General features: G+C 41.3%; 16 protein-coding genes and 1 riboswitch. Of the genes, 1 reads left to right on the top strand and 15 read right to left on the bottom strand.

Features of this window, described 5'->3' with window-relative positions; all coding sequences use genetic code 11:
* Nucleotides 1–173 precede the first annotated feature (173 nt).
* The 4 genes from HMPREF9243_RS02600 to HMPREF9243_RS02585 all read right to left on the bottom strand — a co-directional run bounded on the left by HMPREF9243_RS02600 (nucleotide 174) and on the right by HMPREF9243_RS02585 (nucleotide 11,397).
* Nucleotides 174–6,194, bottom strand: coding sequence for a YPDG domain-containing protein (locus HMPREF9243_RS02600; RefSeq protein ID WP_081456605.1), 6,021 nt, complete (start codon nucleotides 6,192–6,194; stop codon nucleotides 174–176).
* A complete protein-coding gene (locus tag HMPREF9243_RS02595; RefSeq protein WP_013669224.1) occupies nucleotides 6,154–6,762 on the bottom strand; it encodes a hypothetical protein in 609 nt (202 codons plus the stop codon). The genes HMPREF9243_RS02600 and HMPREF9243_RS02595 overlap by 41 nt, the downstream gene beginning before the upstream one ends.
* Before the next feature lie 301 nt (nucleotides 6,763–7,063).
* The gene (locus HMPREF9243_RS02590; RefSeq protein ID WP_013668496.1) at nucleotides 7,064–9,358 is read right to left on the bottom strand and encodes a MucBP domain-containing protein; all 2,295 of its coding nucleotides are present in this window, start codon (nucleotides 9,356–9,358) and stop codon (nucleotides 7,064–7,066) included.
* 137 nt (nucleotides 9,359–9,495) lie between these two features.
* Complete coding sequence (locus tag HMPREF9243_RS02585; protein WP_013669572.1) at nucleotides 9,496–11,397, bottom strand: Ig-like domain-containing protein; 1,902 nt, start codon at nucleotides 11,395–11,397, stop codon at nucleotides 9,496–9,498.
* A 438-nt stretch (nucleotides 11,398–11,835) separates the two neighbouring features.
* Here HMPREF9243_RS02585 and HMPREF9243_RS02580 point away from each other — a divergent pair, with 438 nt between their 5' ends.
* Nucleotides 11,836–13,161, top strand: a complete 1,326-nt coding sequence (locus HMPREF9243_RS02580; protein ID WP_013668509.1) for an ISL3 family transposase — start codon at nucleotides 11,836–11,838, stop codon at nucleotides 13,159–13,161.
* 1,130 nt (nucleotides 13,162–14,291) lie between these two features.
* Here the strand turns inward: HMPREF9243_RS02580 and HMPREF9243_RS02575 are convergent.
* The 11 genes from HMPREF9243_RS02575 to HMPREF9243_RS02530 form a co-directional block, all read right to left on the bottom strand.
* A complete protein-coding gene (locus tag HMPREF9243_RS02575; protein WP_013670111.1) occupies nucleotides 14,292–16,799 on the bottom strand; it encodes a G5 domain-containing protein in 2,508 nt (835 codons plus the stop codon).
* A 260-nt stretch (nucleotides 16,800–17,059) separates the two neighbouring features.
* A complete protein-coding gene (gene rpsI, locus HMPREF9243_RS02570; protein ID WP_013668580.1) occupies nucleotides 17,060–17,452 on the bottom strand; it encodes a 30S ribosomal protein S9 in 393 nt (130 codons plus the stop codon).
* A gap of 13 nt (nucleotides 17,453–17,465) precedes the next feature.
* Nucleotides 17,466–17,909 (bottom strand): 50S ribosomal protein L13, encoded by a 444-nt coding sequence (gene rplM / locus HMPREF9243_RS02565; RefSeq protein WP_013669478.1) that lies wholly within the window; start codon nucleotides 17,907–17,909, stop codon nucleotides 17,466–17,468.
* A gap of 139 nt (nucleotides 17,910–18,048) precedes the next feature.
* Nucleotides 18,049–18,210: a hypothetical protein gene (locus HMPREF9243_RS10455; RefSeq protein WP_013668826.1), complete on the bottom strand. Its 162-nt coding sequence runs from the start codon at nucleotides 18,208–18,210 to the stop codon at nucleotides 18,049–18,051.
* Between the two features lie 60 nt (nucleotides 18,211–18,270).
* Nucleotides 18,271–19,230, bottom strand: a complete 960-nt coding sequence (locus HMPREF9243_RS02560; RefSeq protein ID WP_013669587.1) for a serine hydrolase — start codon at nucleotides 19,228–19,230, stop codon at nucleotides 18,271–18,273.
* Between the two features lie 83 nt (nucleotides 19,231–19,313).
* Nucleotides 19,314–19,505 (bottom strand): hypothetical protein, encoded by a 192-nt coding sequence (locus HMPREF9243_RS02555; protein WP_013669932.1) that lies wholly within the window; start codon nucleotides 19,503–19,505, stop codon nucleotides 19,314–19,316.
* A 99-nt stretch (nucleotides 19,506–19,604) separates the two neighbouring features.
* Complete coding sequence (gene truA, locus HMPREF9243_RS02550; protein WP_013668937.1) at nucleotides 19,605–20,399, bottom strand: tRNA pseudouridine(38-40) synthase TruA; 795 nt, start codon at nucleotides 20,397–20,399, stop codon at nucleotides 19,605–19,607.
* Between the two features lie 102 nt (nucleotides 20,400–20,501).
* Nucleotides 20,502–21,296 (bottom strand): energy-coupling factor transporter transmembrane protein EcfT, encoded by a 795-nt coding sequence (locus HMPREF9243_RS02545; protein ID WP_013670109.1) that lies wholly within the window; start codon nucleotides 21,294–21,296, stop codon nucleotides 20,502–20,504.
* Nucleotides 21,286–22,164, bottom strand: a complete 879-nt coding sequence (locus tag HMPREF9243_RS02540) for an energy-coupling factor ABC transporter ATP-binding protein (protein ID WP_013669189.1) — start codon at nucleotides 22,162–22,164, stop codon at nucleotides 21,286–21,288. Before HMPREF9243_RS02540 ends, HMPREF9243_RS02545 begins: the two co-directional genes overlap by 11 nt.
* Nucleotides 22,140–22,979, bottom strand: a complete 840-nt coding sequence (locus tag HMPREF9243_RS02535) for an energy-coupling factor ABC transporter ATP-binding protein (protein WP_013669060.1) — start codon at nucleotides 22,977–22,979, stop codon at nucleotides 22,140–22,142. The genes HMPREF9243_RS02540 and HMPREF9243_RS02535 overlap by 25 nt, the downstream gene beginning before the upstream one ends.
* A 65-nt stretch (nucleotides 22,980–23,044) precedes the next feature.
* Nucleotides 23,045–23,170, bottom strand: a riboswitch (FMN riboswitch).
* 51 nt (nucleotides 23,171–23,221) lie between these two features.
* Nucleotides 23,222–25,105 carry an acyltransferase family protein gene (locus tag HMPREF9243_RS02530; RefSeq protein ID WP_013670034.1) on the bottom strand — a complete coding sequence of 628 codons (1,884 nt, stop codon included), beginning with the start codon at nucleotides 25,103–25,105 and terminating at the stop codon, nucleotides 23,222–23,224.
* Nucleotides 25,106–25,206: the final 101 nt, after the last annotated feature.

The following is a 25,206-nucleotide window of genomic DNA, read 5'->3' as shown; positions in this document are numbered from 1 at the left end:
TTATGGTGTTGAGTAAAGCCTTCTGCTCCTCAACACCTTTTTTATTGGCTAAAGTAAAAACCGATCTCCCCTAACTAACAAGAAATCTAGTAGGAGAAATCGGTTTTCTTTTAAGCTTTTTTCACATCAAGTGATTGGTTGGTAAGAATTATATCAGAGATGATTAAAAGCTTTTATTTATTTTTCCGTTTGCTTGGAAGGGCTAGGATTGCTCCTGCAGCAACTAACAAGAGTTCCAAGGCTACTGGTGCTGCAACCACACCGGTCTTAGGTAGGCTGGTGTTGGCATTCTCAGTTTGAGCGGCTTTTTCAGTTTGAGATTCTTCTTTCTCTTCCACTCGGCTTAGATTTGGACTTGCTGTAGCAGCGGTTTGAGTACCTTCCTTAGCACTGGTTTCAGTAGAGTGATCAGTCTTTGCTTGTTGACTGTGATCAGTTACTGTTGGTTGACTTGGTTGTTGAATATGATCACTTTCTTGACTTGGGTGATCCTTGTCTTCTAGCTGAGGAGCTGAAGGTTGACTTGGTTCAGGGCTTGGATTAGCTGGCTCTGGACTTGAAGGACAAGGTAGCGGTGAAGTTGGGATTTCTTCCACAAGCACTTCTCCTAGTCTTGAAACCTTCTTATCCTTTCCTTGAGCAATAGCGGTAATCTTGTCCTTGGCTTTCAGTGTAACCCCATCAGGAACTGAAACAGTGAAATTGCCATCTTCATCAGCAGTTACTTCAACTGGCTTATCTAGACCTGGAATCGTCACAATGACCTTAGCAAAAGCTTCCGTCTTACCGCTGATTTCCTTGTCGCCTTCCTTCACTTTATTGAATACTGGTGGCAAGGTGGTTTCACGTTCAGCAAAGACTTTATCTTTTTCGATCAGATCTGTGGTGCCATCTGGGTAGGTAAAGACCGCATTACCGTCTTTATCGATGGTAATCACCGTGTCCTTAGGTAGGTCTTTATTAAAGTCTTTCAACGATTTGATTGCTTGGTCTCGTTCTTCCTTAGTGATCTTATTCAAGTCATCCACCAAGGTTATCACTGGTTTAGGCGTGTATTTTTGACTTTGATCGCTGACAGTAATTTTAGCTTCAACAGTGTCTGTGGTGCCATCTGGGTAAGTTACCTTAACTGGAACAGTAATGACGTCACCATCTTTGGCGCTTTCTGGGACCTTAACGGTTAGGCTGCCGTCTGGGTTCACGGTCACGCCTTGTGGGGCGTCTTTGCCGAGTTCGTACTTGGTACCTTCTGGTGCCTTGGTTGGATTGCCATCTTTGCCAGTAAATTCTGGTTGGTCAACTTTTACAGATGAACCTGGGGTACCCACTTTGTCTTTATATTTTGGTTCAACGGTTTGACTTTGGTCGCTGACAGTGACTTTAGCGTTTACCGTGTCGCTAGTGCCGTCTGGATAAGTAACCTTAACTGGAACAGTAATTACGTCACCATCTTTAGCGCCGTCTGGAACCTTAACGGTTAAGCTACCGTCTGGGTTCACGGTCACGCCTTGTGGGGCGTCTTTGCCGAGTTCGTACTTGGTACCTTCTGGTGCCTTGGTTGGATTGCCATCTTTGCCAGTAAATTCTAGTTGGTCGACTTTCACGGATGTTCCTGGGGTGCCCACTTTGTCTTTATATTTTGGTTCAACGGTTTGACTTTGATCCTTAACAGTAACCTTAGCGTTTACCGTGGCGCTAGTGCCGTCTGGATAGGTCACTTTGACTGGTACAGTGATCACGTCACCATCTTTGGCTCCTTCTGGAACCTTAACGGTTAAGCCACCGTCTGGGTTCACGGTGGCGCCTTGTGGAGCGTCTTTACCGAGTTCATACTTAGTACCTTCTGGGGCTGGTGTGGTCTTACCGTCTTTTCCAGTGAATTCTGGTTGGTCAACTTTTACGGATGAACCTGGAGTGCCCACTTTGTCCTTGTACTTAGGTTCCACGGTTTGACTTTGGTCTTTAACAGTTACCTTGGCATTTACCGTGTCGCTAGTTCCGTCTGGGTAAGTGACCTTGACAGGAACCGTGATCACGTCACCATCTTTAGCGCCGTCTGGAACCTTAACGGTTAAGCTACCGTCTGGGTTCACGGTGATTCCTTGAGGAGCGTCCTTACCGAGTTCATACTTAATGCCCTCTGGGGCTTCGGTTGGATTGCCCTCTTTATCGCTGAAGGCTGGTTTTTCTACCGGTACTTCTTCACCTGGTTTACCGACTTTATCCTTGTATTTTGGCTCTACGGTTTGGCTTTGGTCTTTAACCGTTACCTTGGCATTCACTGTGTCGCTAGTGCCATCTGGGTAGGTAACCTTGACAGGAACAGTAATTACGTCACCATCTTTGGCTCCTTCTGGCACTTTTACGGTTATGCTGCCGTCTGGGTTCACGGTTACTCCTTGTGGGGCGTCTTTACCGAGTTCATACTTGGTGCCTTCTGGAGTTTTGGTTGGGTTCCCGTCTTTGTCAGTGAAGGATGGTTTCTCTACTGGGACTTCTTCACCTGGGGTTCCTGTCTTTTCCTCGTACTTAGGTTCTACGGTTTGACTTTGGTCGCTGACAGTCACTTTGGCGTTGACGGTATCTGTGGTGCCATCTGGATAAGTGACCTTCACTGGAACGGTAATCACGTCACCGTCTTTAGCGCCTTCTGGAACCTTAACGGTGAGGCTGCCATCTGGGTTCACGGTGACGCCTTGTGGAGCGTCCTTACCAAGTTCATACTTGGTGCCTTCTGGGGCTGGAGTGGTCTTGCCGTCTTTTCCAGTAAATTCTGGTTGATCGACTTTCACGGATGTTCCTGGGGTGCCTACTTTGTCCTTGTATTTTGGTTCGACAGTTTGACTTTGATCCTTAACAGTAACCTTAGCGTTAACTGTGTCACTTGTGCCGTCTGGATAAGTCACCTTGACAGGAACCGTAATCACGTCACCATCTTTGGCTCCTTCTGGGACCTTAACGGTTAGGCTGCCGTCTGGATTCACGGTTACTCCTTGAGGAGCGTCCTTACCGAGTTCATACTTAGTCCCTTCTGGAGCTGGTGTGGTCTTGCCATCTTTGCCAGTAAATTCTGGTTGATCAACTTTTACGGATGAACCTGGAGTGCCCACTTTATCCTTGTATTTTGGCTCTACGGTTTGGCTTTGGTCGCTGACAGTGACTTTAGCGTTAACTGTGTCACTTGTGCCGTCTGGATAAGTCACCTTGACAGGAACCGTAATCACGTCACCATCTTTGGCACCTTCTGGAACCTTCACCTTGAGGCTGCCATCTGGGTTGACCGTGACACCTTGTGGAGCGTCTTTACCGAGTTCGTACTTAGTGCCCTCTGGGGCTTCGGTTGGATTGCCCTCTTTATCGCTGAAGGCTGGTTTTTCTACCGGTACTTCTTCACCTGGTTTACCGACTTTATCCTTGTATTTTGGCTCTACGGTTTGGCTTTGGTCTTTAACCGTTACCTTGGCATTCACTGTGTCGCTAGTTCCGTCTGGGTAAGTGACCTTGACAGGAACAGTAATTACGTCGCCGTCTTTAGCGCCTTCCGGTACTTTCACAGTGAGGCTACCATCTGGCTTGACGGTAACACCTTCTGGAGCGTCCTTACCGAGTTCATACTTGGTGCCTTCCGGAGCTTTGGTTGGGTTCCCGTCTTTATCGGTGAAGGATGGTTTCTCTACTGGGACTTCTTCACCTGGGGTTCCTGTCTTGTCGTCATACTTAGGTTCGAATTCTTCTTTTTGTTGTTTAACGACTTGGGCGGTGAATTCCTTATCCTCTGTAATTTCTTTACCGACTTGGTCATATTTATCGTAAGCCCAGGTTGTAGTTTCATCAGCAGAAGGTTTGTGATAGTTGACCTCATATTTTTCATCGGGAGAAACTTTTGGCAGAGCAACTTTTTGTTCTTTACCGTCCTTGTCCTTGCCAACTAAGTTCGCGCCATCTTCAGAAATTTTGACGCCCGCTTTTGGATTGACGAAGTAAACCTTATCAGCATCAGCTTGGTCTAATTTTCCGCCTTCAACATCCTTAAAGGTCACCTTAACGTATCCGTCAGGCTTGCCTTGTCCGGAATCAGCCGGAATGATTTCGTCAAGTTTTCTATAAACAAGTTCTAGGGTAGCATTCTTTTGTGGGTTAAAGCTTTGATTTTGACCGTTAACTTGTGGTCTTTCAAAGACGTAACCAACAAATTTAGGGGCAGCAAAGTCCTTTTGCCCGGCGTATTCGATTACCCGACTATCGCGTTTGCCTTCAATCTCACTTGGATACTTGTCTTCAGCTTCTGCTCGGAACTTAGGATCAATATCCTTGCCATCACTAGTTACATATCTCACTTTGGCGTAACTTGGGCGTTGAACATGGATGAGGTATGGAATAGGAGTTGGCTTATCTTCACCTGGTAGGGTCACATTGATCGTTCCCTCGACATCCTTTTCTTCAGCATCAGCTGGTGCCTTGTAGGTAATTTCACCAGTCTTAGGATCGACGGTTAAACCAACCGGATTCTTAGCCCCTTGACCACTTGGCAATTCAAATTTTGTACCTTCAGGGAATTTGTAGTTAGGATCATCCTTCTTACTTGGTGTGATCGCTGAAGTCACTGTATTCCCCGCTTGAACGGTCTTTTCTGGATAGCTAGCAGTTACTAAAGGCGCTGATTCCGTGAATTTGACTGTCGTCTTGCCGTCTTTTTCTTTAGAGTTTGGATCTTTAATACGGATAGAAATATTCCCTGATTGGTCAACTATAATGTCATCATCGCTTAGGCCAAGCGCCTTGTTGCGTTCTTTTATCTTGGCTTTGATGGACGCAATTTCATTTGGATTTAAGTTAGCAAGATCATTAACCAGAGTTTCCTTGATCTTTTCAGAGTAATAGATAGCGGTTGCGACAAATTCATTAGAAATATTCTCTTCATTGAAGCGGTCACTAACCTTATGCTTATCAGCAATGGCTCTCCCGGTAAAGTTTTGGATCCCAATTTGATGTTTTAATCCTGAAGCATCGAATTCTTCGGTGATTCTAGCCTTAACAGCGGCCCGTACTTGTGCATCTGTGGTTCCTTTTGGATCGTCTGGAGAGTTGAGTGCATTTAACTTTTTATAGTCAACTCCTACTGCGTTCTCAAGTTCTTCAGGAGTAATCTTTTCTGTGTCTAAATTCTTAATGATTGTGCCATTTTTAGTCCGTAAGACACGAACCCTAAAAATATTAGTGAAGGATTGGAAGTAATCTTGGGGTTTGTCGGCGTGACTACCAATACCATATTTCCCCCAAACCTCATATTTACCATCTTTTTTACGAGGTTCATTATTCGATTTATTGTAAGTTCCCGAAAGAACCAAGAACTTATTTCCATCCTTGTCTTTTTGAATGGCATACTTGAATTTAGATGGGTATCCCTTATTACCAATACCAGTCCCATTAGCACCCCAAAGGTCTTTATATTCCTTGTCATTTCTTACTGGAACTTTAATAGGATTGGTCAGTGGATAGGCTTCATTCACACCTTCTTTGTGGAAGACTAAGATATCCTTCACAAAACCAAAGTTAGAAATAAAATAATCCCGCGGAATTACCGTAGAGAAGTCACCCTCAGTAATTGTTAGATTTCCCTTGTCATCTACCGAATATTTAGGATCCTTTAAGCCTAGGTTCGTATTAACTGCCTTAAAGTCATTAATAATTTTATTCTTTTCTGCTTCAGTTAAGGTGTAGTTGTTTGGATCAGCAACATTCAATTTCCCTGCATTATGGGAAGAGTGGCTGGAACGCACATGATCATCTTTTTTATAATAGTCTTTCTTATCAGGCTTAGAATGTGGCGTTTCAATTTTAGTCAAGTCTTTTTCCCATGAAGTATAGGAAGGTCTGAAATAAAGGGCTCTTACCTTGATGGTCTTGCTTACATTACCTTGTTTCAAAGTAACTGTAATGTCACTGCTATTTTCAACTCGAGATGGACCTCCTGTCCTAGCAAGAGCTTGATCAAAGGAAGCCTTGTCGACGGTATAGGTAACGTCATCTCCCAATCCCTTATCTCTAAGCGCTTCTTTGACAAAGTCTGCGATTTCTGCTTGAGTTGTCACATTTTTTCCTTCGTTAAAGTAGTCATGTGAGAAGATACCCGCATATTCTGGTAATTGTACCTTATCTAATGAGGTATAGGTAACGGCAGAATCCCCCCTCATAGTTCACAGCCCGAACTTCAGAATTTTCGGAAGCTGCATCCTGTTTAGGGGCAGGTTTTTCATCTCCCTTTTCGGGTTGAGCGACTTCTTTAACAGGTTTTTCGGCTTGTGGAGAAGCTGCCTTCTCTATATTACTTACTTTATTCTCTTTTTCGTCAGATACTGGTTGAACTTCAGCTGTAGGCTCAGCTTTAGCAGGTTTTGACGCTTCTGGTTGAGCCGGGGCTGCTTGACCAGTTTGGGCTGGTTTTTGCGCTTCTGGCTGAACCTCAGCTGGCTTGTTGCTTGCTCGTGTATTGGTAGCAGGCGTTTCAGCGTGACCAGCTTCGGGTTGTACTTGGCTGCTCTTATTTTCTTTAGCATTCTCATCGACAACAGTAGCAGAACTTGGTAGCGTGTCAGCAGCTTGGAATTCAGCGGCTTGGACAATAGCTCCTTGCCCTAGAAAACTCAATCCTACCGATACAGCTACTGAAAATACACCTATTTTAAGATTCTTGATAGCATAGTGATAGTTCCGTTGACTACGCTTACGTATCTGCTCATGTTGATTATTTTTACTTAACATAAACATTCCTCTTTTTAATAAATAATATTTTCTAACATGTTAGCGCTATTATTATAAAAGATTTTTACAACATATTCTACAAAAAATTTTTCTTTTTAATAATTATAATAAAATATATGTAAATAAACAAAATTGTTTTTCTTTGATTCTTATTTTAAAACTTTATAAGAAAATTTTTAGTAAGTAGTCATTCTTGCGATGAAACAAAGAAAAACCGCCCTTTCCGAGCTAATATTACTCGCTAGGAGAGAGCGGATGTTATTAAAAGTTTTGAAAAACTTTCTACAAATAAAACAGTAGATTATATATAAACGATCGATACATATCTATAACTTATAAATAGATTGAGATCGATTAGGAGTAAGAATACTAAATAGTCTCTGCAGTCACTTTTATTGGTTATTTTACGTTTAATTGGAATAGCCAATAAGGCTCCAGCTAGGACGAGTAAGGCTTCAATAGCTACTGGCTCAGCAACGACACCGGTCTTAGGAAGGTTGGTGTGAGCACTTGACTCTTGAGTGTCTCTTCTTGTTCCAGCAGCTGTCTCTTCTACTGTAGTCAGTTTTGGAGTGGCTGGAGCTGACGCTGGAAGAGTCGATTGCTTAATTGTTTGAGCTGTTGATTTCTTTACAGACACTTTAGACTGTTCTAAAACAATCTTTTGACTGTGATCAGTGATCTTTTCCTTTGTTGAAATCCTCTTATCTTTATCCTCTTTTGGATGACTATGGTGTTCTACTATAGTTTTTTGGATCTTTAGAAGGCGTTCATAGATATAGGTGACCTCGAGTTTCTTATCAGGAATATAATTTCCTTTGGTACTTTGACCGACTTTTGAGAATTTTACTCCTAAGTTTTTGGATTCCTCATTACTTGGAATAACTGATACCAGCTTGTAGTCGTCCTTGTCTTGCTTTGAAGTGGTATAAGTTTGGTCAGCTTTACCAGTTGTGACTTCATTGTCTTTAATCTCATCAGTTGAAATCACATTACCATCTTCGTCGACTGTCCGGTAGATATGGTGTTCTTGGAAACTGCCCTTAGTCTTTTGAACACGTTCGTAGACATAGGTCACTTCCAATTTCTTATCAGATACATAATTTCCTTTAGTTTCTTGGCCATCTTTAGCGTATTTCACGCCGGATTTTTTAGACTCTTCATTACTTGGAGTAACAGAAACTAACTTATAGCCTTCTTTGTCTTGTTTTGAGGTGGTGTATGTTTGATCAGACTTACCGCTTGTGACTTCGTTGTCTTTAGTCTCATCGTTCGAAATGATATTTCCATCTTCGTCAACTGTCCGATAGATATGATGTTCTTGGAAGCTGCCCTTAGTCTTTTGAACCCGTTCGTAGATATAGGTAACTTCTAACTTCTTGTCAGCAACGTAATTTCCTTTGGTTTCTTGGCCGTCTTTTGAGAACTTAACCCCAGACTTCTTAGAGTCTTCATTACTTGGAGTAACTGAGACTAACTTGTAACCGTCCTTGTCTTGTTTTGAAGTAATGTAGCTTTGATCAGCTTTACCGCTAGTTACCTCGTTATCCTTGGTCTCATCAGTTGAAATGACGTTTCCATCTTCATCCACAGTCCGGTAAATGTGATGTTCTTGGAAGCTACCTTTAGTCTTTTGAACCCGTTCATAGACATAGGTCACTTCGAGTTTCTTATCGGAAACATAGTTACCTTTGGTTTTTTGACCATCCTTAGAGAATTTAACCCCTGATGTCTTGGATACTTCATTTGTTGGCGTAACTGAAACTAGCTTGTAGCCTTCTTTGTCTTGTTTTGAGGTGGTGTATGTTTGATCAGACTTACCGCTTGTGACTTCGTTGTCTTTAGTCTCATCGTTCGAAATGATATTTCCATCTTCGTCAACTGTCCGATAGATATGATGTTCTTGGAAGCTCCCCTTGGTCTTTTGGACGCGTTCGTAGACGTAGGTCACTTCGAGTTTCTTATCGGAAACATAGTTACCTTTAGTTTCTTGACCATCTTTAGAAAATTTTACGCCTAACTTTTTAGACTCTTCGTTACTTGGTGTGACAGAAACTAACTTGTATCCATCTTTGTCTTGTTTCGAGGTGGTATAAGATTGGTCGGCTTTACCGCTAGTTACCTCGTTATCCTTGGTCTCATCAGTGGAAATCACCTTACCATCTTCATCCACTGTCCGGTAGATATGGTGTTCTTGGAAACTGCCCTTAGTCTTTTGAACACGTTCGTAGACATAGGTCACTTCCAATTTCTTATCAGATACATAATTTCCTTCTGTTTCTTGGCCTTCTTTGGAGAATTTAACACCTAGAGTCTTAGACTCTTCGTTACTTGGTGTGACAGAAACTAACTTATAACCATCCTTGTCTTGTTTTGAGGTGGTGTATGTTTGGTCATTCTTTCCGCTAGTTACCTCACTATCCTTAGTCTCATCGGTTGAAATGATGTTTCCATCTTCATCAACTGTCCGATAAATATGATGTTCTTGGAAACTCCCTTTAGTCTTTTGAACACGTTCGTAGACGTAGGTCACTTCCAATTTCTTATCAGCAACATAATTTCCTTTAGTTTCTTGGCCATCTTTAGCATATTTCACACCTAACTTTTTAGACTCTTCGTTACTTGGTGTGACAGAAACTAACTTGTAGCCATCCTTGTCTTGTTTCGAGGTGGTATAAGATTGGTCGGCTTTACCGCTAGTTACCTCGTTATCCTTGGTCTCATCAGTGGAAATTACATTACCATCTTCGTCGACAGTCCGATAGATATGGTGTTCTTGGAAGCTACCTTTCTTATCTTCTTTGATGTCTCTAAAGTAAACATAGGTAATTTCTTTTTCTTACCGGGGGTATAGCTGTCTTCAAATGGCTCGCCATTCTCATTATATCTGGGTCGATTAATTAATTTCTTCCGATCAACATGTGAGAATTTATAGTCTTCAAACTCTTGCTTGCTGGTGACATAATAATCATCTCTACCACCTTTAAGGGTATTGGAACTCATCTCGAAGGTTTGACTCTTATCGATCTTGCCGTTGACTCTGGTGTAATAGATATGGTGCTCGACAAAATAGCCATCATTTTTTGTACCACCCATGGCATTATCATTAAAATTATGGATGACATTGTGGCTTTCTACCCAGCTATAAATATCTCCTGGAATACCATCGTCACCATGTAATACTCCGCTGGAATAGAGGTTATAGTCTACACCATTATGAGATTTAGCTTTTGATTTAACTACAACCACATATGGGGAATCAATTTGTCTCTTCTTAAAATCAATGTAAAGTTGTCCATTGTTATAGTTGATTTCTGAATCTTTATCTAAAACACCTGCAACAGGATCTTCATAGACAGCATCAGGTAAGTTGGTTCCTCTTGGAATTTTTTTGATTTCAACTTTAGTGTTATCTGCGTCATAGTAAACATCACTAGGCGCTCCCAAGATATTATTGGCCTCTCGACCTCCATTATGAACAACCATACCTACGCTATTTTCAAAGCTACCATTTAAGCCACTTCGAATTGTTTCTGACTTAGGATTCACATAGAAAACTTGAGTAAATTCTCCGGTATCTTTATTCCATTCAGTAAATTGACTATTGATATTAAGTCTGCCCTTACGATAAGGTTGGCCATAATTGACATACAAGTTTTTAACGGCACTCTTATCTCCAGCTTGGATCTTAAAAGTTTGATTGCTAGAGTTCTTGATCACTTTTTTATTGTCAAAGCCAGTTAGAGAAAAGACAGCAAAGGCTCGTGGTCTGTCATTAATAGCTTTGGTGAAGGTATAGATAATTTTATTGCCTTCTTTTCTCCCTTTGGCAATTACTGCATCTTCTGAAACAATGTCTGGGATTTGATTTGATTCAGGTTCGATGCCTTTTAAACTATAATTGTCGGATACTGTTAGGGTAAATGTGTCGCCCTCTTTAGTTCCTTTAGGTGTGACAAAGAAAGCACTAAATGGCAATGCTTCTCCATCAACAGCCTCCAGGGTCTTACTATCATTTTCTTTAATGATATTTAATTCTAATTTAGGGACATCATGACTAATCTCTTTAGGCTTATTAGTGTTGACTGCTTCAGAATTAGCTAAATCTTTATCTGAAACATCATAGTAAGATGCCTTACCTTCATCTTCCTTTATAGGACGATGCGTGAAATCATTATTTTCACCGTTAGCTTGACTTCTTGGTTTTGGCGTTTCCTTATTAACATCATCACTATTGACACTCACAACGTTTTTTTCTGGCTGCTTAACCTCTTCATCCGAACTTGCCTTAACCGAAAGCTTATTTTCATTTTCACGATTAACTGACTTATTTTCCTTAGCAGCTAATTTCGCTTGATTAGCTTTGTTGGCATCGAATGGCTTATCATTAGATGAATTCTTTGTCACTTTGGCTTGATCTTCTGACTTTCCTGCTTGATTATCAGTAGACGCAGTCACTTGGCTGCTAGCATTTGGAGTATTTCCTTGGGCATAAACCGTGTCATTAGACGCTAATATCCAGCAGCCCAATGCGCAAGAGACTATACCTATTGAAAGCTTCCGAATACCGTACCTTATTTTTTTATTACTACTTTCTTGTTTTTTACGGTTAATTATTTTAGCAAATATTTCCATAAAATCTCCTCTTAAAACATCATGCGATTGATTGATATTTACGATTATTAGAATTTCTCGCCAGATTATTACATAATCCTCACGAACTATGGTGTGACTTCAGAAAAAGCCTTATCGGTCACATCGCCTACTGATACTTTTTAGTCTGACTATTCAGACACTAAACGGCGTTCATGATGATCAATCTCTCACTTCAACTTAAAGATAAAGGTAGCCACTAAGGGCAAGATATGGTTATTATGCTATGTGGTAAAGTTTACTGATAACTAGTACTACCATCTCTTTAAAATTGAAGTGAAGAGTCAGAAAAAACGGGTTCTATAATATTTGGTGTTGATGGGAGCCAACGGCTCTTCATTGGCACCATTTTTTGATACACAAAAAGCCATGGAAGGCCTATACTGAAAATACAATCCAAAACACAGAAAGGCGGATTCCATGACTCAATCTAATTGTATACAAAATCTCTTTAATATAAAAGATGAAAATATTGAAATTGAAGATAAAGTAGTGGAGGAAAAGAAAAATAATATCATTCATAAGGTTATTTTTGGAACCTTAACTAACCATCCTTCTCACTGTTCCCATTGCGGACATATCAACGAATCACAAGCTGATATCGTTAAAAATGGATTTTATTCAAGCGATATCTTACTAACGACCATTAATGGAGGTCAACCCGTTACTTTGCGTCTTAAAAAGCAACGTTTCTTTTGTAAGCACTGCCAAAGGACTTTTAATACTGAAACCCCCATAGTGGCAGCTAATTGCTATATTTCTAAAGCGCTAAAAACTGCGATTACTTTTGCTCTTAGTGAAACGATAGCGATGACTCTTATCGGTAAACAACACAATGTTTCTGTATCGACGGTGATTCGTCTTCTAGAAGAAAGAGGGAAAGCATTACTACCTAAATTTAATTATTTGCCCCAGTGCCTTTCTTTTGATGAATTTAAATCAGTGAAAAATGTTAGTGGCGCGATGAGCTTTATTTTTATTGATCCCCTAAACCATCGGTTAATTGATATTGTTGAAAATCGACAAAAGAACGAATTAATCCACTACTTTATGCGTTTTTCTTACAAAAGTCGACAAGCTGTCAAAATAGTTACGATTGATATGTATAGCCCTTATATTGAAGTTATCCGCGCTTGTTTCCCTAATGCAAAGATACTATTTGATCGTTTTCACGTTATTCAACATCTTAATCTGGCAATCAACTCCGTACGTATTCAACTGATGAATCATATTCGCTATCAATCACCACGTGATTATCGCAAATTAAAACAGTTATGGAAGTTACCTTTAAAAAATGAATGGGAACTTGACTATAAAAACTTATATACACATCGACTTTTTGACGGTCTCGTTTCAGAACAGATGATTGTCGATTACCTCATCAATTTATCTCCCGAATTGTCACGTACCTATACCTATGTTAATCGCCTAAAATACAGTATTTATACCCATGACATTCAGTCATTTAAAGACTTACTCATTGAAGTCAAGAAGTACACTTTTCCACGTAGAGTACGAACTATTTTTCAAACCTTAGAAAGATATCAAGAAGGTATTTGTGAAGCTTTAACGTATACTTTGTCTAACGGTCCAATAGAAGGAATGAACAATAAAACGAAACTGATCAAGCGCACAGGTTATGGCTACCATCGTTTTGATCATTTAAGAATACGTATAATAATGGCTTCTCGCTTGGTATGTAATGATTTCCAACCTCGTTCACTCACTTTTTCAGAAGCAGCATAATCTTTGTGGTATTTATTCATTATTTATAATATTGCTTTCTCACTCTCTGTCTTCGCCTACGGCGAAAAAATAAGAAACAAGAGGCCTTTTAATCGTACCCTTTTTCACCTATCAGAAGCTATTAAAAAATGCCATACCATTTCTGATATGACATTAATTATAAAAATTCCTATCAACACTATTTGACAGAGAACCAAAAAACGCTAAGAAGCGTTTTAACTAGAATAAGTGTAATCAATCGAAATCTTCTAATATTTTGTTGATTAAAGGCTATGAAAGTAAAATAATCGATACTTAATTAAACAACGCGCCTCCTTTTTGGTGAATATAAGGTTTTAATATATAGAAGACATAAAAAAGTAATTGGTATACCTCTCTTATATCTTTAAAGCGCTTACTAATCTTCTATATCCTCAAATATTTTACAAAATTTCCCAAAGATAATCTATTATTTGTTATAAATGTCACAAAAATGTAACACTGATCTATAAAATTGATCATATATTTTAAGTAAATTAAATTAATGCAAATATGAATCAAAAAAGGCCTCAAGATATAACCCTTTCCTGTCAAATAGGCCAGGCAATTCAAACGTTGAGACTTTCTTATTTTATAAAACTAATTTTTGTGTTAAAAAATGACGTGAATTTTGAAAAAAGGCAAGAAAAAACACCCCATGGCGTGAACCATGAAGTGTTGTAAATGCTGTAATGACGCCAATTCTATCGTTTTGAGAATTGACAGCCATATAACTATCATTTTTAAAATTCACATAATCCCTATCTATCAACAACTTTAAGTAATTTATAATCTTGGCTAAGGATAAAAATGTAAGGAGAATGATATACTTTACACCTATTTACATCAACAGTTTATCTAATTATCTAGAACATAGGATGCACTTTTGAATGTCCTTTTTGATTCTCATATCTTTGAGGAACTACAGGATTATCAGAAGGCCCTACTTTTTCGACCCCTGACGCATAGGCGACAATAGCGGTATTCGTTACGCTTTCAACTAGGGTACTACGGTTAATCCGAGAGCCATTGCACTATATAAAATAAATGTTTTATCAATAAAAAGGCACTCCGCTAGGAATGCCTTTTTCAAGAATAACTATCTTATACCATTAGAGATTTTTTAGTTTTCCCTGTTTATCTAATTCATGAATGAACAAGTTACCTTCTTTACTCATTTGAGAGTCACCAGAAAACGTACCTATTAAAAGATTACCTCTACCCTTTTTATCTGGTGCTATTTTCATAGAAAACACAAATGATTTACTATCTTCATTCATCATATTTGCATAATGACCAGGAGATTCTTTCCACATGTTAAAAGCATGTTCTGCTAAATACTTCTCACTTAATAATTGGTAAGGATTCCCCACTATAAATGTAAGTAATGAATTTTCAGATAATCCATAACGAATTGTTGGATCATATGCAGTACGGAATGAACTTCCATCATGTGGTCTTACATGTGATTTTCCATTGACTCTTATATCACCGTATTCAGCTAATTCTTGTGATCGGTTATCTGCTCCTTCCTGAAGGTAGTCGCCGTAGCTTAATGGTATTAAACCTTTAGATTGACGCTCAGCATTTAAAATTTTGGCAAATTCTTCGTTTAGTTTAACGGTGTTAATCATTGTATCAGTATTATTAAATAAGTTAACAACTTCTTTATTAAAAGGGATCGGACTATAAGTTGTATGACCATTTTCTGCTGTACCTACATAATTAATCTCTGAGGGCTTTTTAGCTTTTTCATAATATTCCTGAGCATTACTTTCATTCTTTGCTTTTGCAAGATCTAATATATTTTCTGGAAATCTGATAATGAAGTCTTTAACTACCCCACCATTAAAGGCATCACCGACTTGTAAGCCTTGGGTTGGACCAAATGGATCAGAAGAAACTTTTTCTTTCGTTCCATATTCAACCACTTGATTAATCGGCTCTTTAGTGACTTCCTCACGAATCAATTCACGATTGCTTTCCTTGCCATCTGTAAAGGTTACTTTTTCTGTGATTGTTTTCTCACCATTGACACCTGTTTGAATGACTTGTTCAACGCCTTTTTCTAAGTTCTTATTTTCTTTTCGAACAGTCTCAAAAGGAATCGCTTCGGTATGACTTTCTTCTTTAGTAGTTATAACTGGTTCAGTCTTTTCATTTTCGATTGGAGTCGCAGGTGTAAGTGGTGTCAAAGGAACACTTTCTGTTTCTTCTCTAGTACCTCGAACAATGATTTCATCCACAGCTTCTTTGACGACTTGATCAGAAATCTGTTTGCGGCTAGTTTCTTTACCATTAGTGTAAGTCACTTCTTCGACAATTTCTCTTTGCCCCTCTTCACCTTTTTGAATAAGAGCTTCTCTTCCTTTTTCAAGACTTGGGTTGTCTTTGATTACTTGCTTATAAGGAATGCTTTCAGTTGTGGTTACTTTCTTGACTTCGATGGTATCTTCTGGAGCAGATTCTTTCGTTCCTACATGAATGATTTGTGGTGTGGCATCAACGACTTCAGTAGCAATAACTGTTTCTGAAATCAATTGGTCGTTTTCATAGACACGTTCGATGGTTTCCGTCTTCACACCATCTTTACCTTCTTGAACGACTTGTTCAACCCCTTTTTCAAGGTTTGGATCAGCTATTCTTTGGAAACCAAAGTGAATTGGCGTGGTTCTTACCGAGTGGTCGGTACGCTTAACAATTGCTGGTTGCACCTCTTCAATAGGAGTAGCAGGAGCTAATGGGGTTAAAGGAACAGATTCACTTGAACCTTTTTCACCCTCGTCATTGCCTTCTTGTGGTTGAGTAGGCACAACTGGTACAGAAGGTTCAGGACTTGGTTTTACCGTTGGTTCTGGCCTTTCAACGACACTATTTGTATCGGTTTGATGCTCGGTAGGCCTTCCCTCGGTAGCTGGTTGTTCCTCGATCACGCCACTTGGAGTAGTTTGACTATCCGTTTGATCGCCTTCGGTCACTTTAATTGTTTCTTCAGTTCTATCAATCACTTGTGGCTCTGATTGTTCTTTTACTGTTTCAACTGGGGCATCCTTTTGATGGTTTGGCTGACTTTCTTCAGTTTGAGATTGCTCTTGAATCGGTTTAACTGATTGGCTGACAGATGGTTGGCTCACTTCAGCAGTATGATTTGTTGGTACTTTTGTTTCAGCGACTTCTCTAGGTAATACAGATACTGGTTCAGTAGTTAAAACTTGTAAAGTATTTGTGCTTTGTTGTGGCGTAATAGCAACTGTTTGCGCTTCTTTATGCTTAGCGTAAGCCTGAATACGATTTAAAACGCCTTTTAAGGTGTCTCCTGCATAGATTAAGTCAGCGTTTTGAATGCCGTTAATCGCTACTAATTCATCAATAGGAATCCCTGAAGCTTGACTAATTGCCCATAAAGTATCGCCCCATTGAATGATGTATTCATCAAGGTTTTGTCCTTTTTGTGCTTCAATGGTTACCTTCACTTCTTCAACGGTATTGGCTACCCATTCTTGGTAGGAATTCGTACCGTTTACTTTGGCAAGAATTTCAGTCATTTGTTCCTGTGTTAATGATTGATTATTAGAATCTTGAGCAAAGACAATAGGTGTTCCTAGGGCGACTAAAGCCAATGAGGAGGCTACTACCCAATGTTTTTTACTTTTTTCATCGATACTCGATTTTTAACTTCACTTAACCATTTCTTCATGAAAGACACCTCTTTTAATTGTTTTTATTTTATTATAGCAAAAATAACATTAAAAAGTGGCATAACTTCCATCATAATAATCTAATTATTTTTTTGTGACCAACCGAGTCTTTGATTCAAATTTTTTACAATAAAAAAAGCATCCCCCATAGGAAGATGCTTTTGTCCACATATAGGCCAATTCTAACGCTTGGAGAATTGAGGTGCCTTACGTGCTTTCTTAAGACCTGGTTTACGACGTTCCTTCATACGTGGGTCACGTGATAATAAACCAGCTTCTTTTAATGGTTTACGGAAGTCAGGATCTACTTCCAATAATGCACGGGCAATACCGTGACGAGCTGCACCAGATTGGCCAGCAAAACCGCCACCTTGAACGTTAATATGGATGTCATATTGACCTTCAGTTTGTGTTACGGCTAATGGTTGTTTAACGATTACGAATAAGGATGCGTATGGTAAGTATTCTTCCATGGCTTTACCGTTAAAGAAGATATTACCAGTACCAGGTACTAAGCGTACGCGGGCAGTAGAATCCTTACGGCGTCCTGTTGCTTGATAACTTGCTTGTGCCACTGCTGTTCCCTCCTTAGATTAATTCTGTAATATCGATGGTTTCTGGTTGTTGCGCTTGATGTTTATGGTCGCTACCACTGTATACATGTAAGTGGGTAAATTGTTTACGGCCTAAACGATTCTTAGGTAACATACCACGAACTGCGGTTTCAATTAAACGTTCAGGTTTTTCTGCACGTAATTTACCAGCAGTGGTTTCTTTAATGCCACCTGGGTAACCAGTGTGGTGGTAGTATTTCTTGTCTTGAGCTTTGTTACCAGTTAGTTTTACCTTGTCAGCGTTGATGATAATCACATGATCACCAGTATCAACATTAGGGGTAAAAGTTGGTTTATTTTTACCACGTAACATATTTGTTGCTACAGCTGCTAAACGACCTAATGCAATATCAGTCGCGTCAAGAACAACCCAGTTACGTTCAACTTCGCTAGCTTTTGCCATATAAGTTTGACGCATGTTTATTTCCTCCGTTTACTTTACGATTGTTGCGTATCACAATTGGTTTCCGGGGCCGATCGTGGGGCAAACAATACCGTCTAATATCATAGCTTTAATTTCACCTAAAGTCAAGTCTTTTTTATTTTTTAGCCGCCACTTAACCCAAAAAATAATAGGCCGACAAGACCACCATGGCCGCCAGTAGGAGAAAACCAATCAAAACGAAAAGGAGGTAGAAGCCTCGCCCTTCCCGCTTGTAAAAATAGTAAGACGACCCAATTAAACCGAGGGCCACTAGAAAACCTAAAAAGATCAGCATTACTCCGCTCCTTATCCTGTACCTCTCATCTGTCTAATTCTTGAGACACTCTTCAAGCCCTTACTCCCCATACAAGTACTGGCTAAAGACCTCAGCTAATTGCTTAAACCAGTCCGTTTTCTCACTATCACTGGCTAACCAATCGGACGTCATCACGGCCAGGTAATAACTTTTTCCCTTGGCGTCTTTATAGATCCCACTTTCATTATAGATGCCGGTGAGCAAGCCATACTTGTTCCAATAATTATCATCACCAGCCAGGGCCTCGTCAAAGGGGATTGGCTCCTGGGACTGCTGCAATTGCTCGAGTAAGAAGGCCGTATGCTCGCTATTCAATAGCTTGCCTTGTTCCAGTTCCTGGTAAAAACGGGCCAGATCTTCAGGAGTAATATGTAAGGAATAGTCCCCAGAGGTTTCAACACGAAAAGTCTGAAAACCCCAGTCATGCATAATCTGGTTAAAACGATCATAATCGACAATATCGCGCCCCAGGGTAATAGCGCGGTCATTATCCGACCACTGGATAGTAGGGATAATAAGTTGCTTAATCCGCTCTTCCTGACTGGCACTAATTTCCCCTTCTTCTAAAAGGTAAAGGGCTGCGGCGGCTAGAAGGGGTTTATAGGTAGAGGCGGTAATAAAGTCGGCTTGGTCATTGATAGCGACAATCTTTTTCCCCTCTTGGTTAAAAACCGCTATGCCAACCTGTCCTTCTGTCAAGTCGCTGACTAAGTTTTGCAAGGCACTTTCTAAAGCCTTGGATTGACTAGCCCCGCTTTCCTTATCCAGCCAGGCTAGGTATTGGTCAGCCATGTGGTCGATTTGTTGCTTTTCTCCCGCAGCCTGCTGGCGGATAATTGAGACCGCCAGGCCCAGATTAAGTGCAAATAAAAGCATTGTAATGACTGCCAATACTTGTTTGGTGGCCTTTAGCTTATCTAAACGAATGGCCCGCACCAGTAAATAAGCAAAGCCTCCTAGGATGATCAAGCCTATTAGCAAGAAAGTTATCTTTACCATCTTTTCCTCCACAATTCCTTGTATTATTTTCCGATCAATAGTATACAGTATCTTTCAATTGGAACAAGCTATACCAAGGCTAACTAAAATATCCCCGCCAGCATGAGTAAAATCGGTATGGTGATGAATAAGGTCAATAAGCAGCCACAGCCTTGAAGACTGGCCCCACAGCCCTGTAAGGTGTTGCCGAATTCTTCTAGCTCTTCTCCCTTTGACTTTTCTTCAACAATAATCTCATTGCCCTCTTCATCATATAACTTGCGGTATCTTGGCATGGAATCCTCTTCCTATAACAAAGGTTATTTTACAATATTTTTTCAAATAATAAGTACTATCATCATAGCAAAAATGCCAGTAAAGGCCTAGTTTTTTCTCTAATAGAAACCGTTCGCCTCTGACTTAGCAATGCGTTCCGCTCGACTGGGATAGTCCACATGGTGCAAGTAGAGACCATGTGCCTTGGCAGTGGGGCCCGCGGCGTTCCGGTCTTGAATCCTTAACAAGTCACTGAGATTCTCCACCGGACGCAGGCCATCGCCAATCTGCAAGCAGGTCCCCACAATAATCCGCACCATATTGTAGAGAAAACCATTGCCCTCAAAATAAAAAGTCAAAGTCTGCCCATCCCAAGAAGCCTGACATTCCGCCCGGTAGATCTCCCGGTCAAAGACGGTTTTATCCGTCTTGGTAGAACAGAAGCTCTTAAAGTTATGCGCCCCTATTAAGGCCGGCAAGGCGGCCTGGATCCGAGAAACATCAGTACGATAGGGATGGTGGAGAACGTAGTGACGCTCAAAAGGCGAAACAAAGGGAGCTAGAGACACCTTATATAAGTAGGCTTTTCTTTGGGCATGGTAGCGGGCATGGAAGTGTTTTTCCACCGGCTCAACTGTCTTCACACAAATAGCGTCATCTAAGATACTATTCAAAGCCCGTAATAAGCCCTCGGTTTCGATCTCTGAAGGGTAGTCAAAGTGAACCACTTGCCCTAGGGCATGGACACCAGAATCGGTACGGCCAGACCCATAGACAGGAATCTCTTGTCCCTTCGTCATTAATTTCAGAGCCTTTTCCAGGGCTGCTTGGATACTGGGACCATTGGGTTGGACTTGAAATCCCACATAGGGAGTACCATCATAAGCAATCGTCGCTTTATAGCGTTGTGGCATAATTATCAAACGCCTCTCTCCTTATATAATCACAAATAAATAGGAAAAGCCGGCCATCACTGCCAGCTTTTCGCTCTTGTCATTCATTACTTGCCTTGGCCATTAGGACCTAAAGATTAATATTGCTAGGCAAACGCAAGCCACTAGACCGATAGCCATGGTATCGCGTTGGTGCCAGTGGAGTAAACGGTACTTGGTCCGCCCTTCGCCCCCTTGGTAGCCACGGGCTTCCATAGCAATGGATAAGTCGTAGGCGCGGTCAAAGGCCGAGACAAAGAGGGGCACCAGGATGGGAATAATGGCCTTGATCCGGCTCATTAAGGAGCCCTCGCTAAAGTCAACCCCACGCGCCCATTGAGCATCCATAATTTTGTCCGTCTCTTCTAATAAGGTTGGTACAAAGCGTAATGCAATGGACAGCATTAAGGCAATTTCGTGGACTGGTAGAATATTCTTTAAGGGCTTCATCAAACTTTCCAAGCCATCGGTAATATCCAGGGGTTTGGTGGTTAAGGTAAGAATGGTAGAAATGAAAATAATGTAAACGAAACGCAAAAAGATAAATAAGGCGTTCCATAAACCTTCATCAGTGATGGCTAAAAAGCCCCATTGCCAGTAAACTTCCCCTGTCCGGGTAAAGAATAACTGCAAGGCCACCGTAATTAGGATCAATAGGATCATGGGCTTTAACCCTTTGAGAAAAATTTTCAAAGAAATTCCGGTCAGCCAGACAAAAGCCACCACTAAGAGGCCTAAGATTCCATAAGTCAGGCCATTATTGGCGAAGAAGATAAAGATCAGTAAAATGAACATAATGATCAATTTGGCCCGTGGATCCATTCGGTGGACCAGGGAATCGCCGTTCAAATAACGTCCCATAATAAATTTATTCTTCATCTTGAACCTCCCCTAGTTCAAAATAGTTAAGAATACTATTCGCGAGTTGGTCAACGGTTAGCGGATTGTCTTGGAGTTGAACCCCTGCTCGGTCAGCTAAAACCGCCTTGAAGGCTAAACTGTCAGGTAAGGATAGGCTATGGTCCCTCAGCCAGTCAGCATCAGAAAAGATTTCCGCTGTGGGCCCTTGACGGACTACCGTTCCTCGATTCATCACGACAATATGATTGGCATATTGGGCAGCATCATTCATTTGATGAGTCACTAAAACCACCGTTAACTGGCGTTCCTTATAGAGTCGGTAGAACATGGCCATCATGTCCCGGTGACCTTTTGGATCCAAGCCAGCCGTGGGTTCGTCCAAGACTAAGACCTGGGGTTCCATGGCAAGGATTCCAGCAATGGCTACCCGGCGCATTTGCCCGCCTGATAAGTCGAAGGGCGATTGGTCATATAACTCACTTGGCAAACCAACCAGGTCCAGGGCTTCAATGGCTTTTTGACGGGCTTCTTCCTCACTGGCTCCGTAGTTTAAGGGGCCAAACATAACATCTTTAAGGACGGACTCTTCAAAGAGTTGCGACTCAGGAAACTGAAAGACAATCCCTACTTGACTACGAATCCGCCGTAGGACTTCTCCTTTAGAGTTCTTGGTCAACTGGTCTGGCCCAATTTGAACGGTTCCTTGAGTAGGCTTCAAGAGGCCGTTAAGGTGTTTGATGGCGGTTGATTTCCCACTACCGGTATGGCCAATAAAGGCGGTAAAACTTTGGTCGGGAATGGTTAAATTCACATCATGCAAAGACAAGGTTTCAAAGGGAGTGCCCGCCCCATAAGCATAACTTACGCCTTGGAATTCAATTTGCATAACCAATCCACCATCCCTTCTTCAGTATAATAATCTTTTTCAAATGAAAAACCACGTTGGGCTAGGGCATTTTTTAATTGCACACTAAAGGGCACGCCCAGTCCCATATCGATCAACTTATCCCCATAAGAAAATATTTCTGCCGGTTTGCCCTCATTAACGATTTCTCCCTGACGAAAAACCAAAATCCGGTCGGCACTGGCCGCTTCACTTAAATCATGGGTAATGGATAGGACGGTGAGCTGGCTCTTTTTCTTTAGACGGCGGATAACCTCCATCACTTCTTCGCGCCCTTCTGGATCCAACATGGAGGTGGCTTCATCCAAAATAATCACCCGGGGCTGGAGAGCAATAATGCCTGCAATGGCTACCCGTTGTTTTTGCCCTCCGGATAAGTTACTGGGTTCATATTGTCGATAAGCCGACATGCCGACCTCGTCTAAGGCCCAATTGACCCGCTCGACCATTTCATCGTGTGGTACCCCAGCATTCTCTAAGCCAAAAGCCACATCGTCTTCAACCGTGGCTCCAACGAATTGGTTGTCAGGATTTTGAAAAACCAGGCCGATATTTTGCCGGATCGTCCAGACATTGGCTTCATTAAGCGTTAAACCCGCCACGGTAATCTGGCCGGATTCCGCTTCTAATAGCCCATCAATTAGTTTGGCCATGGTAGATTTCCCTGAGCCATTATGACCGATAATAGCTACCCATTCTTGGTCAAAGATATCAAAAGAAACCTGTTTGATGGTTTGTTTGTCTTCTTCCTTATCATAGCGAAAGCTAACATCTTTGACAGAGATGATCGACTCCAAATTGTCTCCCCATTTCTAAAATAAAACCCTCCGTTCTAATTAACGGAGGGGCTATAGTTATCGTATTCACTCTTCTCCTATCAGACTTTACTGTCGGTACTAGAATTACACTAGTTCATTCCTATCAATCCCTTGATAGCTTGCGGACTTTTACCGCCGGTCGGGAAACGCTCCCTGCCCCGAAGATATCTGTAAATCTCTTATTAGTGTAACGGAACCAGTGCTATATTTCAACTGATTTATCACTTATTATCTTCAATTAGTGCCCGACCCACATAGTCTGTCCAAGCCTTGACCCCTGCTTTTGAGAAGTGGATGCCATCTTGGCTGAGCCAATCGGCTTGGGCATTTTGATCATAGTAACCAGACCAATCAATTAATTGACAGTTCTTCCTGCTATCAGCGGTTGCCTTCAAGGCTTCGTTGACTTGTTGGCGCCAAGGTCGGTTAACATGGGTATTGACCAGGTAAATCTTCTTTCCTTCAAAGCGTTTCAGTAATTGGTTAATTTGTTGGGAAGTAAAGCCACCATTGGCGCCTAAATCTACCACCACTTTATCCTGAATCTCATTATCGGCACTAAAGCTATCGATTAGTTCACCAGCTTGGTAGACTTGGAGTCCCACCTTGGCACAGATATTTGACCGTGGGAAGAGGGCCGTAATCCCCTTAGAGACATCGATGGTTAAGGAGTCTCCTAAGAAGGTAAAACTGAGGCCGTTAGCCTGGTAGAGAACCTCATTAGAGAAGTCACTCACGATGGCCTGTTGGTCTTGGCTGAGCGACTGCCGGTATTTTTCAATATCTTCATCACTATCACTAGCAATGGTATGCTTTTCCCGGTTAGCTTGTTCGATAGCTTCACGGGCCTCCCGAGCTTCAGCCTCAGACTTGAGCACCACTTCTCCCTTGGGTGCTGTCACTAGGGCAAAGAGCGCCAGGCCTAGGACCAGGGTAAAGCCCCAAAAGAGGACTTTTTGGTACCAGGGAGTCTCCTTAGACCGGACTTGACGAAAACCGGTAATTAAACGGAGGGGCTCTCCTTTAGGCCGTAAATAAATCGGTATTGTCACTAAGCGCTGATTAATTAGGGCGTCTAGGAGTAGACCAATCACAAAGATAGCTAAGACCTGTAACCACGGTTGCATGGTAAACCAGTTTTGTTGACTGGCATGGGCAGTAAAGACAATATAGATGGGATAGTAGGTCAGATAGATGAAATAATTCTTCCGTCCGATAAAGGCCAAGGGCTTAAAGCGAAGAGCTTTACCAATAAAGGACTGGTCTTGGACAATAGCCAAGAGCAATAAGACTACCAGTAGGTCAAAGACCAACATGCCCCCGTAATAAGTCCATATGGAAGAATCCGTCAAGAACTTCATCAAGACTGCTAATATACCAGCAGTCACTAGGGCAATTAAGTCTGGCGTCCAAGACGACTTAAGTAGCCGATCTGAGAAGCCTATGATTTCTTCCCCCATTAAGAAAGCGATACTCCCTAATAAAAAGGAAAATAAGCGACTATCGGTCCCATAGTAGGCCCGGCTAGGGTCTTGACCCGGAGTAAAGAGAAAAGCCATCCAGGCCACTGACATCAAGGCTAAGACGATCAAGAAATAAGTAAAATGCTGTTTGACCAGCCGCCGTCTCAGTAAGCCATAGATGAAATAAAAGACCAAGAGCGACTGTAGGTAGACCCCCAAGTACCAGAGATGGGTCAAAAGCGAGGGGTGGAGAAATTCAGCAAAATAGGAAGACCCGATGGCAATCTGATACCAGTTATTGACAAAGGCCAAGCTGGAAAAGACCACTGGTCGGATATTAGTTAACAGCTCAGTTTGAAAAAGAAGTAAGAGCGCTAGCAAGAGAATAATAAAAAAGACCAAGGGCCAAAACATCTTCCCTAAGCGCCTAAAAAATTGCCAGCCCAGTCTGAAGGACTTGCCCTCCCTTAAGCGCCGTTCTAACTGACTGGTCACCAAATAACCCGATAGGATTAAGAATATATCCACCGCTAAAAAGCCACCCGGCAAGGAATTGGTGAAGAAATGATAGCAAATGATGGCAAGCATGGCAAAGAGCCTCAGGGTATCTAGCTGAGGGAAATAGAGCCGTTCTTGGCGCATGGGGAAACCTCTTCTCTATGAATGTTCATTAACATTATTATTATAACAAATATTCTCTATCGAAAACTAAAAAAAGCGCAAAAAAAAGACATATAAAATGT

The sequence above is a fragment of the Aerococcus sp. Group 1 genome, from assembly GCF_000193205.1.
GTDB classification, from domain to species: Bacteria; Bacillota; Bacilli; order Lactobacillales; family Aerococcaceae; genus Aerococcus; species Aerococcus urinae_A.
The sequence above is the reverse complement of the archived record's forward strand: the minus strand, read 5'-3'. Positions and strand labels throughout refer to the sequence as shown.

What these genes read in the sequence shown, in the direction of transcription:
- rplM (WP_013669478.1), bottom strand. Translation starts at nt 17,909, where the DNA reads ATGCGTCAAACTTATATGGCAAAAGCTAGCGAAGTTGAACGTAACTGG.
- HMPREF9243_RS02540 (WP_013669189.1), bottom strand. Translation starts at nt 22,164, where the DNA reads ATGCAAATTGAATTCCAAGGCGTAAGTTATGCTTATGGGGCGGGCACT.
- HMPREF9243_RS02560 (WP_013669587.1), bottom strand. Translation starts at nt 19,230, where the DNA reads ATGGTAAAGATAACTTTCTTGCTAATAGGCTTGATCATCCTAGGAGGC.
- HMPREF9243_RS02555 (WP_013669932.1), bottom strand. Translation starts at nt 19,505, where the DNA reads ATGCCAAGATACCGCAAGTTATATGATGAAGAGGGCAATGAGATTATT.
- truA (WP_013668937.1), bottom strand. Translation starts at nt 20,399, where the DNA reads ATGCCACAACGCTATAAAGCGACGATTGCTTATGATGGTACTCCCTAT.
- HMPREF9243_RS02600 (WP_081456605.1), bottom strand. Translation starts at nt 6,194, where the DNA reads ATGAGGGGGGATTCTGCCGTTACCTATACCTCATTAGATAAGGTACAA.
- HMPREF9243_RS10455 (WP_013668826.1), bottom strand. Translation starts at nt 18,210, where the DNA reads ATGCTGATCTTTTTAGGTTTTCTAGTGGCCCTCGGTTTAATTGGGTCG.
- HMPREF9243_RS02585 (WP_013669572.1), bottom strand. Translation starts at nt 11,397, where the DNA reads ATGGAAATATTTGCTAAAATAATTAACCGTAAAAAACAAGAAAGTAGT.
- HMPREF9243_RS02530 (WP_013670034.1), bottom strand. Translation starts at nt 25,105, where the DNA reads ATGCGCCAAGAACGGCTCTATTTCCCTCAGCTAGATACCCTGAGGCTC.
- HMPREF9243_RS02595 (WP_013669224.1), bottom strand. Translation starts at nt 6,762, where the DNA reads ATGTTAAGTAAAAATAATCAACATGAGCAGATACGTAAGCGTAGTCAA.
- HMPREF9243_RS02580 (WP_013668509.1), top strand. Translation starts at nt 11,836, where the DNA reads ATGACTCAATCTAATTGTATACAAAATCTCTTTAATATAAAAGATGAA.
- HMPREF9243_RS02545 (WP_013670109.1), bottom strand. Translation starts at nt 21,296, where the DNA reads ATGAAGAATAAATTTATTATGGGACGTTATTTGAACGGCGATTCCCTG.